The 14451-nt window shown below is 60.7% G+C and carries 9 protein-coding genes, 1 tRNA gene and 2 pseudogenes; 10 read left to right on the forward strand and 2 right to left on the reverse strand.

The window, feature by feature from the left end:
• Window positions 1-331 precede the first annotated feature (331 nt).
• The 3 genes and pseudogenes from CRP40_RS04895 to CRP40_RS04905 form a co-directional block, all read left to right on the forward strand.
• Window positions 332-3289 (forward strand): annotated as a pseudogene (locus tag CRP40_RS04895) (EAL domain-containing protein); the annotation flags it as partial.
• 16 nt (window positions 3290-3305) lie between these two features.
• Window positions 3306-3382: transfer RNA gene (locus CRP40_RS04900), tRNA-Ile, on the forward strand.
• 171 nt (window positions 3383-3553) lie between these two features.
• Window positions 3554-4167, forward strand: a pseudogene (locus tag CRP40_RS04905) (site-specific integrase); the annotation flags it as partial.
• Between the two features lie 131 nt (window positions 4168-4298).
• Here CRP40_RS04905 and CRP40_RS04910 read toward each other — a convergent pair.
• Both CRP40_RS04910 and CRP40_RS04915 read right to left on the reverse strand, forming a co-directional pair.
• Complete coding sequence (locus CRP40_RS04910) at window positions 4299-4859, reverse strand: HNH endonuclease (RefSeq protein WP_033694887.1); 561 nt, start codon at window positions 4857-4859, stop codon at window positions 4299-4301.
• A gap of 399 nt (window positions 4860-5258) precedes the next feature.
• Complete coding sequence (locus tag CRP40_RS04915) at window positions 5259-6224, reverse strand: tetratricopeptide repeat protein (RefSeq protein WP_027913615.1); 966 nt, start codon at window positions 6222-6224, stop codon at window positions 5259-5261.
• A 282-nt stretch (window positions 6225-6506) separates the two neighbouring features.
• Between CRP40_RS04915 and CRP40_RS04920 the strand changes: the two genes are divergently transcribed.
• From CRP40_RS04920 to pqqB, 7 genes are all read left to right on the forward strand, one after another.
• On the forward strand, window positions 6507-7631 hold the full coding sequence (locus CRP40_RS04920) for a Fic family protein (RefSeq protein ID WP_027913614.1): 1125 nt from the start codon (window positions 6507-6509) through the stop codon (window positions 7629-7631).
• A 98-nt stretch (window positions 7632-7729) separates the two neighbouring features.
• Entirely contained in the window at window positions 7730-8191 is a 462-nt protein-coding gene (locus tag CRP40_RS04925; RefSeq protein WP_027913613.1) for an Lrp/AsnC family transcriptional regulator, read from the forward strand.
• Window positions 8192-8375: 184 nt separating this feature from the next.
• Window positions 8376-10058 carry an NAD(P)/FAD-dependent oxidoreductase gene (locus CRP40_RS04930; RefSeq protein WP_027913612.1) on the forward strand — a complete coding sequence of 561 codons (1683 nt, stop codon included), beginning with the start codon at window positions 8376-8378 and terminating at the stop codon, window positions 10056-10058.
• Between the two features lie 13 nt (window positions 10059-10071).
• Window positions 10072-10878, forward strand: coding sequence for a carbon-nitrogen hydrolase family protein (locus CRP40_RS04935; protein WP_027913611.1), 807 nt, complete (start codon window positions 10072-10074; stop codon window positions 10876-10878).
• A gap of 47 nt (window positions 10879-10925) precedes the next feature.
• Complete coding sequence (gene pqqF / locus CRP40_RS04940; protein ID WP_050587293.1) at window positions 10926-13253, forward strand: pyrroloquinoline quinone biosynthesis protein PqqF; 2328 nt, start codon at window positions 10926-10928, stop codon at window positions 13251-13253.
• Window positions 13254-13379: 126 nt separating this feature from the next.
• Complete coding sequence (gene pqqA / locus CRP40_RS04945) at window positions 13380-13451, forward strand: pyrroloquinoline quinone precursor peptide PqqA (protein WP_003243383.1); 72 nt, start codon at window positions 13380-13382, stop codon at window positions 13449-13451.
• 84 nt (window positions 13452-13535) lie between these two features.
• The gene (pqqB, locus tag CRP40_RS04950) at window positions 13536-14447 is read left to right on the forward strand and encodes a pyrroloquinoline quinone biosynthesis protein PqqB (protein ID WP_027913610.1); all 912 of its coding nucleotides are present in this window, start codon (window positions 13536-13538) and stop codon (window positions 14445-14447) included.
• The last annotated feature ends 4 nt before the right edge of the window (window positions 14448-14451 follow it).

Consider the following 14451-nt stretch of genomic DNA (forward strand, 5'->3'; position numbering starts at 1 on the left):
CCCGGCCCAGGCCGGGGTTTTTTCTAGGCTTCGCACACCACTGGCCATCCGTCTCCAAGGCCCTGTTAAGCCTGAAAAAACCTCCCTGACACCCATCCCAGAGGTGATTGGCCGTCTACACTCGACTCAGACCATTTGAATGCGAGAGGCCGCTATGCCCCTGATGCCGGCAATCCTGCTGGTGACCCTGAGCCTGTGGACCACGACGGGCGTTGCGCAAGTGCAACAGCCAAGTTCGGTCGCCGAGTACGTCGCCGTGGCGATGCCCAGCCCAACCACGGCGCAACCCGTCTCCCCGCAAGCCTCCGCACAGCACGGCACTGCCCGCATGTTCTGGTCCGATCTGGTGGTGTACGGCGTACCCACCGTATTGTTGCTGGTACTGGTGCTGGCCACGGTCATGCGTATCAACCGGCGCCTGAGCTCCGAAATCTCCCGGCGCATCGCACTGGAACAGGAGCTGCGCAGCAGCGAGTACCATTACCGTGGTCTGGTCGAGAGCCTTTCAGCCATCGCCTGGGAAGCGGACGTGAACGATTTCACGTACAGCTATGTATCGCCCCATGCCGAAGCTTTGCTCGGTTACCCCCTGAGCAATTGGCTAAAGCCCGGTTTCTGGCGCAGCATCGTGCACCCTGACGATGCGTTATGGGCCCAGGCCTACTGCGAAAGCGAAACTGCCGCCGGGCGCGACCACAGCCTGGATTACCGGGTGATTCGTGCCGATGGCCAAGCGTTGTGGGTGCGCAACATCGTCAGCATGATCAAGCATGGTCACCAGCCCGTCATGCGCGGCCTGATGATCGACATCAGTGAAACCAAGCGCACCGAAGATGCGCTGCGTCTGTCCGAGCAGAAGTTTGCCTCGGTGTTCCAGCAGTGCCCGGACATCTTGCTGATCGCCCGCCACAGCGACGGCTGCTTGCTGGAGGTCAACGAAGCGTTCGAGGAGCAGATAGGCCTGACGCCTGGCCAGGTCATCGGCCGGACGGCGACCGAGCTCAATCTATGGGCAGTCGAGGGTTCAGGCCCTCGCTTGCTGGAGCGCCTGCACCTGGGCGGCATCCGCAACCTGGAAATGAGCTTCAGGCGCAGCAACGGCCAGGTGTTCACAGGGCTTACGTCTGCTGAAACCTTCGAACTCGACGGCACACCTGCGCTGGTGGTCGCCGTACGGGACATCAGCCAGCTCAAGGAAACCCAGCAACAACTGCAGATTTCCGAAGAAAAGTTCGCCAAGGCGTTTCATGCCTCACCAGACGGCCTGTTGCTGTCCCGTCAGCACGATGGCTTGCTGCTGGAGGTCAACGACGGGTTTTGCCGCCTGACCGGCTACGCCCTGCACCCGACCCTGGACCAGACGTCGCTGGACCTTGGCATCTGGGTAGACCTCAATGAACGCAAGCGTCTGCTCGACCAGCTCAACCGAGAAGGCTTCGTACGCGACTTCACCTGCCATATCCGCCGTAGCGACGGGCAGATTCGCCTGTGCGAATTGTCTGCGCGCCCGCTGCCAATCGCCGGCACCGACTGTATGTTGACCATCGCCCGAGACATCACCGAGCGCCACCTGATGCAGGAAAAACTGCAACTGGCCGCCACAGTGTTCGAAAACACGGCCGAGGGCGTGCTGATCACCGACATCGACCAGCGCATCAGTGCGGTGAACCGTGCCTTCAGCGAGATCACCGGCTACAGCGAGATCGAAGCGCTGGGCCAGACCCCCCGCCTGCTCGCCTCGGGCCAGCATGACAGCGCCTTCTACGCTGCCCTGTGGCATCAACTGACCGATGAAGGGCACTGGCAGGGCGAGATTTACAACAAACGCAAGAACGGCGAGCTGTACCCTAGCTGGCTGACCATCAGTGCCGTGCGCAATGCCGAGCGCGAGATCACGCACTTCGTGGCGGTGTTCGCCGACATCTCCAGCATCAAGCACGCACAAGCCGAGCTGGACTACCAGGCACATCACGACCCCCTTACTGGCCTGCCCAACCGTACCCTGTTCGAAAATCGGCTCCAGGCCGTGCTGACCTGTGGACAACTGTCCAATCGCCAAGGCGCCGTGCTGTTCCTGGACCTGGACCGTTTCAAGCACATCAACGACAGCCTCGGCCATCCGGTAGGCGACCTGCTGCTCAAGGGCATCGCACAGCGCCTCAAAGAGCAGGTGCGCGACGTGGACACCGTGGCGCGCCTGGGGGGCGACGAATTCATCATCCTGCTGCCTGGCCTGCACAAGCCCAGTGACGCGAGCACCATCGCCAACAAGCTGCTGGCGTGTTTCAACGCCCCCTTCCAGGCCGGCGAGCATGAGTTCTTCACCAGCGCCAGCATCGGCATAAGCCTCTACCCACACGACGGCAGCGATGTCGCCACGCTCATCCGCAACGCCGATGCCGCCATGTACCGCTCCAAGGCCAAGGGGCGCAACCGGGTGGAAGTCTATACCCGCGACCTTACTGCCCAGGCCAGTGAGCGTGTTGCCCTGGAGCACGAACTGCGCCGGGCCATCGAACGCAACGAGATGAGCCTGTGCTTCCAGCCCAAGCTCAGCCTGCAAACCCAGACTCTGGTCGGTGCCGAAGCCTTGATCCGCTGGAGCCACCCGACATTTGGCGAAGTGCCACCGGAGCATTTCATCCACCTGGCAGAGGAAAACGGCACCATCCTGCAACTGGGCGATTGGGTACTGGAACAGGCCTGCCGCCAGATGCAAGTCTGGAAACAGCGTTACGAACCCTTTGGCCCGCTGTCGATCAACCTGGCCGGCGCGCAGCTTCGCCAACCCAACCTGGCACGGCGCATCGAGGCACTGCTCAAGCAACACCAACTCAAGGCCGGCGATCTACAGCTGGAGATCACCGAGAACTTCATCATGAGCCAGGCCGAAGAAGCCCTCGCGGTTCTGCACCAGTTGAAGAAATTGGGCGTGCAACTGGCGATCGACGATTTTGGCACCGGTTATTCGTCGTTGAGCTACCTCAAGCGGCTGCCGCTGGACATCCTCAAGATCGACAAATCCTTCATCCGCGGCCTGCCCGACGACCCCCACGATGCCGCTATCGCCCGCGCCATCATCGCGCTGGGCCGCAGCATGCAGCTGACCATCATTGCCGAAGGCGTCGAGAACCAGGCCCAGCAGCGATTTCTGGCTACCGAAGGCTGCGAGCAGATCCAGGGCTACATCGTCAGCCTGCCCTTGCTGCCGGAGGAATTCGCTGCGCAATTTCTTCGTATAGCACTAACGGATCTTTCGGATGGCACAGGTGCGAAACCCTCGTTATAATCGCGCCTCCTACTGAGGGCCTATAGCTCAGTTGGTTAGAGCAGAGGACTCATAATCCTTTGGTCCACGGTTCGAGTCCGTGTGGGCCCACCATACCCAAAGCCGCGCACTGCGCGGCTTTCGTGTTTTTGGCGGAACCACCTCAGATACAGTCCTATGGTCTAAAGGTACAAATTAGGTACAGTGCGGCTTCGCTTGCACGCCTTTGGACTCCTTCAGATGGCTTCAATCGTCAAAACCCCTGCCGGTTCCTAGAGGGCCGTTATCCGCAAGACCGGGTGGCCAACCAACGCCAAAACCTTCCGCACCAAACGCGATGCTGAGGATTGGTCACGACGCACCTAAGACGAGATGGTGCGCGGTGTGTACATCCAGTGCAGCGGCTCAGAGCGCATGACGCTTGAAATGGCGCTCAAGCGCTATCTGAACGACATCACTCCCACCAAGAAGCCTGCAACCAACGCGGCGAGACATCGAAAGCCAAGAAGCTCACAGAGCCCCTGGGCAAATATTCGCTTGCGGCGCTTTCTGCTGAAATTATTGCCAACTATCGCGACAAGCGCTTGAGCGAGAAAGGGCGCGTAGGAACCACCAGCAACAACGCCGTACGCCTGGAGCTTGCCCTACTCAGCCATCTATTCACCGTGGTCATCCAGGAGTGGGGCTTGGGACTCACCTTCAACCCGGTGCTGAACATTCGCAAACCAAGCCCGGGCGAAGGGCGTAATCGTCGCCTTTCTACCGATGAAGAAAGACGACTCATGGCCGCAGTGAACAAGCACAGCAATCCCATGCTTGGCTGGATCGTCAGTATCGCTTTTGAGACGGGTATGCGCTCTGCCGAGATCAGCACGCTGCGTAGACCTATGGTCGATCTGCATCGAAACTAGGCACATTTCACCTACAATCTGGCATCTCAGTATCACCAGCGATCATGAAGCTGAAGGGGTTTCTACCTACACGATCACACGGATGGTCTCGGGCCATTGCGAATCCCTCTAAAATAATTTCAGAGATTTGCCCGTACGAGTGCCGCCACCATGCTTGGTGGGGATGTCCGCCATACCTCGCGAGCGATTTGAAGGCGGCTGTATTTTTCATTCCCTACAAAGCTGCGCATGTGATCGCACTCCTGCAGACGAATGAAAAAAAACAACATGTGATCATCAATGTAGTAGAACTCGTCATGATCAAAGCCCTGGGCACGCGCAGATTCGATCAAGTAGTCTAGGTAAACGAAGGAGTCATCTAGGTTATCACCACCTTCTGCATCAACCGGCAAACGCAGATTTGGTTTTCTATTGAATGTGGCGTGTTGCCGTTCATGGCATTCGTAGCAAAGGGTGATGCCGTTGCCAGGCTGGAACCAACCATGCGGGTATAAGGCTCTACGAAAGATGTGATGGGCTTGAACACGATCATCTGAAGCACAGACGACACATTGATTGCCATCTCTAGCCTTAATGAACCGGCTCCAGAGCTGAAGACACCATTTATCCGACCGCCCCTGCTTCACAGCCAGAATCAATCTTAGCTGTTTATCAATAAGATCCAACCGCACCTCTTCCATAGCACCTCCCTTCTCACGAAACCCTACGCGAATGCTCTGCCATCGCGAGGTCTGCCTGACAATAATCAAAATGGAGGGCTGAGGTTGCCCCCAGGTATAGATTTCAGCCAGGACAGAGATGCCTTATGGATCATCATGAGTGCCTGTACATTTGGGGTACGGTACTCAGGTTGGTCAACCTTTTAAGAACTACGCTAAATCCTTTGTATTACGTGGCCTCCAGCTATGCTTACCTCCTCCAAGCCTTGAGTGATTTCGCTAGGCATAACGCCTAGCCCAGCAACTCATAATCCTTTGGTCCACGGTTCGAGTCCGTATGGGCCCACCATATTCAAAGCCGCGCACTGCGCGGCTTTCGGCTTTCTGGGTCGGCGGCGCTAGCGGCAAGGTCACCGTGGCTCAGGCCAGCAACCGGTCGATCAACGCCTGCTCGTAATCGTTGAGCGGTTGATCCTCGTAGAGCTTGTCGGAGGCCGCGACCAGCGCCTGGCCCTCGACCTCACGCCCACTGTCACCATAGACATGCCCAAGGTTCTCCAGCGACTGCAGGTTGCCGTGCTCTGAGAAGGAAATCAGGTACCAGCGCTCGGCCGCCTCGAGCTCGCCCAGTCGGTGATAGGCCACAGCCAGGTTGTGCTGGGCGTAGACGTGGTCGGACTCCAAGGCCTGCAACAACGCCTGCTTGGCCTGTTGATAGTCTTCGAGCTGCAAGTAAAGAAGGCCAAGATTGTTGTAGCCGTCGACATTGCCCAACTCGGCCGCGCGCCGGTAGGCCTGCTCAGCCTGCGGATAACGCTCTGCATGCAGATGGACGTCACCCAGCAAGTTCAACGCCTCCGGATGATCGTGGCGCACAGCCTTGTTGAGGTGTTCGACGGCAGCATCGTGATCGCCATCCTGGTAGGCCATGCTGCCCAGGTAGAAGTGGCTACGGACACAGTCGTACTCGGTGGCTTTCTGGAAGTATTGGCGGGCGGTGTCGTGGTCACCCTCCTGGAAGGCCATGCTGCCAAGGTTGTAGTGGCTGCCCGGATAGTCGTGCTCGGCAGCCCTCTGGAAGTGTCGGCGGGCAACGTCGTGATCACCGTCTTGGTAGGCCATGATGCCCAGGTTGTAGTGGCTGCCGGGATAATCACGGTCGGCGGCCCTCTGGAAGTGTCGATGAGCATTGGCGCGATCATCACGTGCCAGGCTCACCGCGCCAACGCCATTCATCCAGCGCGGGTCGTCGGGACACGCCTTGGCAAGGTTCTCGAAGCACTGCTGCGCAGCGTCCAGATCCTGTGCTCGGAACGCCGCCCAGCCCTGGTCATTGAGCGCAGTCGCCTGCTCGGCACTGAGCGTTTTTTTATTCGTGAACCACATGGTGTTTCCTGCCTTGCGAGGGTCTGCCATGTTAAGGGCGTATAGAAAAGCCAACAAGGTAATGGCTCTGCTGGGCAGGTTCGAACCACCTTCTCCGAAGCCGCGCAACTGTGCGGCTTTTCGCATTTCATATCACGTCATGGGCCCGATGCCCGTGTTGAAACCGCCCTTGAGGCCACTATGTTCCCCGCTATGCATTGGACAGTGAGCCGAATAGGCGGCATTATCGGCTCATTTAATGAGCCGAATAGGCTCGCTAATCGGCTCACGTGAACGTAACCTATGAATGACCCGCAATGGATCTGGCAGCAGCCCGGTTGGCCAGGGTTTACTTGGCAAACTGAAACACTCGCCCCACTGCTGCACGCCTGCAGCCAGGCGCAGGGCCGTCTGTTGGGGATGCTCGATGCCGCAGGGCACGAAACTGAAGTGCAGAGCAGCCTGGATGCCATGCTGCAGAACATAATCACCTCTTCCGCCATCGAGGGCGAGCAACTGAATGTTGGTTCCGTGCGCTCATCGCTGGCGCAGCGCTTAGGGTTGAACGAGGAAAGCCAATCAGCCACACCGCGATCAGAAGGCCTGGCAGCATTGCTGCTCGATGCCACTCAGGGGTATGAACAAACGCTAGACACAGAACGGCTCTTCATTTGGCACCGCTGGTTGTTTCCAAGCGATGACCCGCTGATGTCAAGACCTCTGCATATCGGCACATTGCGCGGCGATGAGCCCATGCAGGTGGTTTCCGGTCGGCTCGACCGCCCGACGGTCCACTTCGAAGCACCTGCGCGAACTGGCCTGGAAACACAAGTGGCGGATTTTCTCGTCTGGTTCGAGCGCAGTCGCCGCGATGCCAGCCTGAACCCTTTCTTGCGTGCGGGTATCGCGCATCTTTGGTTCGTTACCCTGCACCCGTTCGATGACGGTAACGGCCGCCTTACCCGCGCCCTCACCGACTTGGCGTTGGCGCAAGGTGAACGACAAGCCATCCGTTTCTATGCGATGTCCGCGAGCATTCTCGACGACCGCGCCGGTTATTACCGCATCCTGGAAGCCAGTCAGAAAAGTGGACTGGACATCACCCGTTGGCTGTATTGGTTTCTGACCACCTTGCTCAACAGCCTGGAAAAGGCTCTCGTACGTATTGATCGAGTACTGGCAAAGGCGCGATTCTGGCAGGCGCACCGCGGCCAGGGGTTATCCGCAGAGCAGGTAAAAGTACTCAACCGTCTGCTCGACGGTGGCGAGCGCGGCTTCGAGCAAGGTATCAGCGCAGCGCAGTACCAAGCCGTAGCGAAAGTTTCCAAAGCCACTGCTACTCGCCACCTCAGTGATCTTCTGGAAAAAGGCTGCATCGAACGCCTGCCCGGCGGCGGCCGCAGTACGCGTTACCAAATAGCCCAGTGAGCCTCAATGAACGTCTGAGCGCAGCGGGGCAATCCTCCTTGCCCCCACCCACCCAGCCTAGCTAGGCTACCTCCCCCTTTCGCTCGCCGAGCCACGCCATGCCAGACCCTCGCCCGTTCGCCCTGGATGAAATCGACCGCCAGCTGATCGCCCTGTTGCAGATCAATGCCCGCGAAAGCGTAGCCATGCTCGCGCGCCAGTTGGGCATCGCTCGCACCACGGTCAACTCACGGCTCGAGCGGTTGGAGAAGAACAAGGTGATTTCCGGTTATGGCGTGCGCTTGGGGCAGCAGGTGATGGGCGGTGGGCTACAAGCGTATGTGGGCATCAAGGTGCAGCCACGCTCGGGCAAAGAGGTCGTCAAACGACTAAGCGCGATGGCCGCTGTGCGGCAGTTGTGCGCAGTGAGCGGCGAGTTCGACTACGTGGCCTGGCTGCACACGGAGTCACCGGAACAACTGGACCAGTTGCTGGACCGGATCGGCAACGTCGAGGGCGTCGAAAAAACCACCACGTCGATCATCCTCAGCAGCAAGGTGGATCGCGGTCAGGCGCTTTGAAACCCAGGCTCATGAAGCCGAAATCGTCAAAGTGCTCACCTGACACGTCACTATGACCAACCCTGAGACATTTCGACCTCATTCTGCTTCTTAATAACGAAACGCCCCCTCTCTAAAATGACCGCCAGACGTCTCCTATACTCAGGCTCAGCACATCGCGCAGCCGCTCTGGCAAGGTCCTTCAATGAACAAGAACAACCGGCACCCTGACGACGGCAAGAAACCCATCACCATTTTCGGCCCGGATTTTCCATTCGCCTTCGATGACTGGCTGGAGCATCCGGCAGGCCTGGGCACGATTCCGGCGCAACGTCACGGCGAGGAAGTCGCGATCATCGGCGCCGGAATCGCCGGCTTGGTGGCCGCCTACGAGCTCATGAAACTGGGGCTCAAGCCAGTGGTGTACGAAGCCTCGAAACTGGGTGGCCGGCTGCGCTCGCAAGCCTTCAATGGCACCGATGGCATCGTCGCCGAGTTGGGTGGCATGCGCTTTCCGGTCTCGTCCACGGCGTTCTATCACTACGTGGACAAGCTAGGGTTGCAGACCAAGCCCTTCCCTAACCCGTTGAGCTCGGCCTCCAGCAGCACGGTGATCGACCTCGAAGGCCAGACCTACTACGCCGAAACCCCTGCCGATCTTCCCCAGTTGTTTCATGAAGTGGCCGACGCCTGGGCTGACGCGCTGGAAAGCGGTGCGCAATTCGCCGATATCCAGCAAGCGATCCGTGATCGCGATGTACCACGCCTCAAGGCGCTGTGGAACAAACTCGTACCGCTGTGGGACGACCGCACGTTCTACGACTTCGTCGCCACCTCGCGCTCGTTCGCCAAGCTCAGCTTCCTGCACCGCGAAGTGTTCGGCCAGGTAGGCTTCGGCACAGGCGGTTGGGACTCTGACTTCCCCAACTCGATGCTGGAAATCTTCCGGGTGGTCATGACCAACTGCGATGATCATCAGCATCTGATCGTGGGCGGCGTGGAGCAGGTACCGCAAGGTATCTGGCGTCATCGGCCCGAGCGCTGCGCCCATTGGCCCGAGGGCACCAGCTTGCGGTCCCTGCATGGCGGCGCACCCCGCACCGGGGTCAAGCGGATCCAGCGCGCTGCCGATGGCCGCCTGGCCGTCACCGACAACTGGGGTGATACCCGCCAGTACGGCGCCGTGCTCGCCACCTGCCAGACGTGGTTGCTGACCACCCAGATCGACTGCGAAGAATCGCTGTTCTCCCAGAAAATGTGGATGGCACTGGACCGCACCCGCTACATGCAGTCGTCGAAAACCTTCGTCATGGTCGACAGGCCGTTCTGGAAGGACAAGGACCCGGAAACCGGCCGCGACCTGCTGAGCATGACCCTGACCGACCGCCTGACCCGCGGCACGTACCTGTTCGATAACGGCGACGACAAGCCGGGGGTCATCTGCCTGTCCTATGCCTGGATGAGCGATGCCTTGAAAATGCTGCCACACCCGGTCGAGAAACGCGTGCAGCTGGCCTTGGACGCGCTGAAGAAGATCTATCCGAAGACCGACATCGCCGGCCACATCATTGGCGATCCGATCACGGTGTCGTGGGAAGCGGACCCGTATTTCCTCGGCGCCTTCAAAGGCGCTCTGCCCGGTCATTACCGCTACAACCAACGCATGTATGCCCACTTCATGCAAAAGGACATGCCCGCCGAGCAGCGCGGCATCTTCATTGCCGGCGACGACGTGTCCTGGACGCCTGCCTGGGTGGAGGGCGCCGTGCAGACGTCGCTCAATGCGGTGTGGGGTATCATCAATCACTTCGGCGGGCATACCCACCCCGAGAATCCGGGGCCAGGCGATGTGTTCGACGAGATCGGCCCGATCGCGCTGGCCGACTGACCCAGGAGCTGTCATGCGCATAGCCTTGTTCCAAGCGCTGCCTGGCCCGCTGGATGTGCCCGGCAACCTGCAGCGGCTGCGCGACCAGGCGCAGTTGGCGGCCGGCCAGGGCGCGTCACTGTTGGTTTGCCCGGAAATGTTTCTGACCGGCTACAACATCGGCTCGGCCCAGGTGCAGCAACTGGCCGAAGCCTGCGATGGCCCGTCAGCGCAGCACATCATGCAGACAGCGCAGACCTACGGTATCGCCATCGCCTACGGTTACCCGGAACGCGACCCAAATGGTGCCGTTTTCAACAGCGCGCAACTGATCGCTGCCGATGGCCGCACCCTGGGCAACTACCGCAAGACGCATCTGTTCGGTGAGCTTGATCGCACGATGTTCACGCAGGGGCCGGATCATTTTCCGGTCGTCGAGCTGGACGGCTGGAAAGTCGGCCTGCTGATCTGCTACGACATCGAGTTCCCGGAAAATGCCCGTCGGCTGGCCTTGGCCGGCGCCGAGCTCATCCTGGTCCCTACGGCCAACATGAAGCCTTACGACTTCGTTTGCCAGGTGACGGTGCGGGCCCGGGCCCAGGAAAACCAGTGTTACCTGGTGTATGCCAACTACTGCGGCACGGAAGACGCCATCGACTATTGCGGACAAAGCAGCATCGTCGGCCCGGATGGCGGCGTGTTGGGCATGGCAGGCCATGAAGAATGCCTGCTGCTGGCCGAGCTGGAACAGCAAGCCGTGGTGCAAGGCCGTCGAGCATTCCCCTACCTCACCGACCTGCGTCAGGCCTTGCACGGACGAACGCCTGGGCAGGATCACTGACAGCGCAGCGCTTGCAGGCTAGCATGGTCGGACCACACGGAGCCCCCATGCCTGACACCATCCGCCAGCTCACCCTTGCCAACGGCCTGCAGCTCACCCTGCGCCACGCCCCTCGTCTCAAGCGCGCCGCGGCGGCGCTCAGGGTGCACGCGGGCGGCCACGACGCCCCTGCCAAGTGGCCTGGGCTGGCGCATTTTCTCGAGCACCTGTTCTTTCTGGGTACAACGCGTTATCCCCTCGAAAATGGCCTGATGCGCTACGTGCAGGCGCTCGGCGGCCAGGTCAATGCAAGCACCCGCGAGCGGACGACGGACTTCTTCTTCGAAACCCCACCCATAGCCTTGGCGGGCGGTTTGATGCGGCTGTGCCAGATGCTGGCCGAGCCGGACCTGGCCATCGCTCGCCAACGCGACGAGCGCGAAGTGATCCACGCCGAATTCATCGCCTGGTCGCGCAGTCGTCAGGCCCAGGCGCATCATGCCTTGCTGCAATCCGTCGCGCCGGGTCATCCGTTGCGCGCCTTCCAGGCCGGTAACCGTTACACCTTACCGCTGCAAGACCCCGCCTTCCAGCAAGCACTGAGGGACTTTCACCGACGCTATTACCAGGGTGGCCAGATGGTGCTGGCGGTGAGCGGCCCTCAGTCCCTGGATGAACTGGAACAGTTGGCCGTGCCCCCCGCACAACTGTTCGCCAGCGGCACGCGCGAGCTGCAGCGCCCTCCACCCCCATTGGGCACAAGCTGCAACCCGCAACTGTTCGCTCATGACCAGATGCCGGCCGGCGCAGAGCATGCCCTAGCGCTGCTGATCAGTTGCCTGAACGACAGCCGGCCCGGTATGTGGCTCGCTGCCGCGCGCCAGCACTGCGGGTTGCAGGCCATCAAGGTTGAAACGCTCTACGCCTTCGCCGGGCAATTGCTCTGGCACATCGACCTGACGCCAGGCACCGGTGTGGCTGTTGGGCAGGCCATGGCCCTGCTTCACGGCTGGTTCGGATACATGCAGAACGCGGACTTGGCGCAGCTCAATCGAGAATTCGGGCGTTTGCAAAGGCGTCGTGAGCACAGCGCCAGCGCCATGGAGCTGGCACGCAGGGACAGCGCAGGGCTTCCCTTTACCGCGCTCGACACACAGGGCCAGCGCGCTTTTGCTGCGCTTCTGGCGAGCCTGCCCCATTCGGACCAGGGTCGCTGGCAGCTCCCTGTGAGCGAGCCGTTGCTGCACACACCGTTGCCTGAAACCGGTGAGTGGTCCTTACCCGGTGGACTGAGCATCAGCGACGCCTTGCCTGCCACGCGTCAGCACGCAGCCCTGCTTGTGCGTTGGCAGGTACCCCTTGCTTTGAAGGAATCACTGCATGCCGTTCTGGATCAAGCCCTGGCCCCACTCAAAGCGCGCTGCGAACTCGCTTCGGTACAGCTGAGTTTCGCCAGGGCCGGCCAGGGATGGGCGCTGCGCTGCGCAGGCGTAGCTTCGGCCGTGGTCACCGCCATGGGGATTGCCCTGCCATTGCTGAAGGCCCCGCCGGCCGACTGCTGGGCTGACCGCGCGGTACCACCCAGTGAGCCCATGCCCATCAGGGCACTGCTCGAGCAGTTGCCAAACGCCGTGGCAGGCCTCGACGTGCAGGCGGTGACCGTGTCACGGCAAAGCCAGGCCCAACTCGACAGGCTCTGGCAACAGGCCACCTGGCATGGGTTGGCTGTGGGTTTCGATACAGATACACAGCGGGCACTGGCAGCCGTCCTGCAAGGCCTGCCTGGACATGGCCGCGCGCCTGTTCCCGTCCCACCGCCCGCCCGTCGTTGGCACACGGTGGACGGGTACGGCAGCGAGCATGCCCTGCTGTTGTTCTGCCCTCTGCCAGCGGGCATGGAGGCAGCGGGCAGGCTGCTGGCTCACCTGCTTCAAGGCCCTGTCTATCAACGTTTGCGGGTCGAACTGCAACTGGGCTATGCGGTGTTCAGCGCCATGCGCCAGGTGGAGGGCGTGCACGGGCTGATGATCGGCGTGCAATCGCCCCACGCCAGCCCGGCCATGATCCTGGAACAGGTGGTCACCTTGTTGCGCGAGCGCGTCACGCTCGATCTTTCCTCGCAGCAACTGCTGGCCGATCAGTTCGATGAAGCGGTGATGAGCAACGCCGAGGTCGTGGAGTGGGCCTGGCAGACACACCTGGCTACACAACCCTGGACGCTGGATGGCGTACGCAGGGCTATCCTCAACGTGCGGCAGCATGATCTGGACAGGCTGAAGGACGCATTGCTCAATGGGCAGGCGCCCTGGATCTGTCTGGCCACCGCTGCCGCGCCACCTGACTTTCAGGCCAAGCAGCGCGAGATTATTGCACCTGGTGCAACGCTACTTTCCTGATACACAGTCTTCGGATGAACGGTTTTCTTGTAAGATAGCGCAACCCTGATTCAGGGAACCTCCTGCCTATGGCGGTACCCAAGTAGTAGTCAAGCGTTCCTCAACCCATTCGGAAGGAGTAATCCCATGTGGACCAAACCTGCATACACTGACCTGCGTATCGGCTTCGAAGTCACCATGTACTTCGCCAACCGCTAAGCACGGCTTAGGGTACGACGCCTCGGCCTGCCGGGGCGTTTTCGTTTTTCAGGCATGACTTTCCGCACAGCATAGAGAGCACCCATGTATATCCAGGTTCTCGGCTCGGCCGCCGGTGGCGGATTTCCGCAGTGGAACTGCAACTGCGTCAATTGCAAGGGCTTCAGGGACGGTACCCTGCGGGCCACTGCCCGCACCCAGTCATCCATCGCCCTGTCCGACGACGGTGTGCATTGGGTATTGTGCAACGCTTCGCCAGACATTCGCGCACAGCTTCAGGCCTTCGCGCCCATGCAGCCTGCCCGGGGTCTGCGCGACACCGGCATAGACGCCATCATCCTGCTGGACAGCCAGATCGACCACACCACTGGCCTGCTCAGCCTGCGCGAAGGTTGCCCGCACCCGGTGTGGTGCACCGACATGGTCCATCAGGACCTGACCACCGGCTTTCCGCTGTTCACCATGCTCAGCCACTGGAACGGCGGCCTGCAATGGAACCGTATCGAGCTTGAGGGCAGTTTCGTCATCCAGGCCTGCCCCAACCTGCGGTTCACCCCTTTCCCGCTGCGCAGTGCGGCGCCACCTTATTCGCCACACCGTTTCGACCCGCACCCAGGCGATAACCTCGGCCTGCTGGTCGAGGACACTCGCACCGGTGGCAAGCTGTTCTATGCCCCCGGCCTTGGCCAGGTGGACGAGCAACTGCTGGAGATGATGCAAGGCGCCGACTGTCTGCTGGTCGACGGCACCTTGTGGGAAGACGACGAAATGCAGCGCCGCGGCGTGGGCACGCGCACCGGCCGTGAAATGGGCCACCTGGCCCAGAACGGCGCCGGCGGCATGCTCGAGGTGCTCGACGGCTTTGCACGCCAGCGCAAAGTGCTCATCCACATCAACAACACCAACCCGATTCTCGACGAAGACTCCCCCGAGCGTGCCGAAGTGCTGCGCCGCGGTGTGGAAGTGGCCTTCGACGGCATGAGCATCGAGTTGTAACGGG

The sequence above is a fragment of the Pseudomonas sp. URMO17WK12:I9 genome (genome assembly GCF_900230165.1).
In the GTDB taxonomy this organism is placed as follows: Bacteria; Pseudomonadota; Gammaproteobacteria; order Pseudomonadales; family Pseudomonadaceae; genus Aquipseudomonas; species Aquipseudomonas fulva.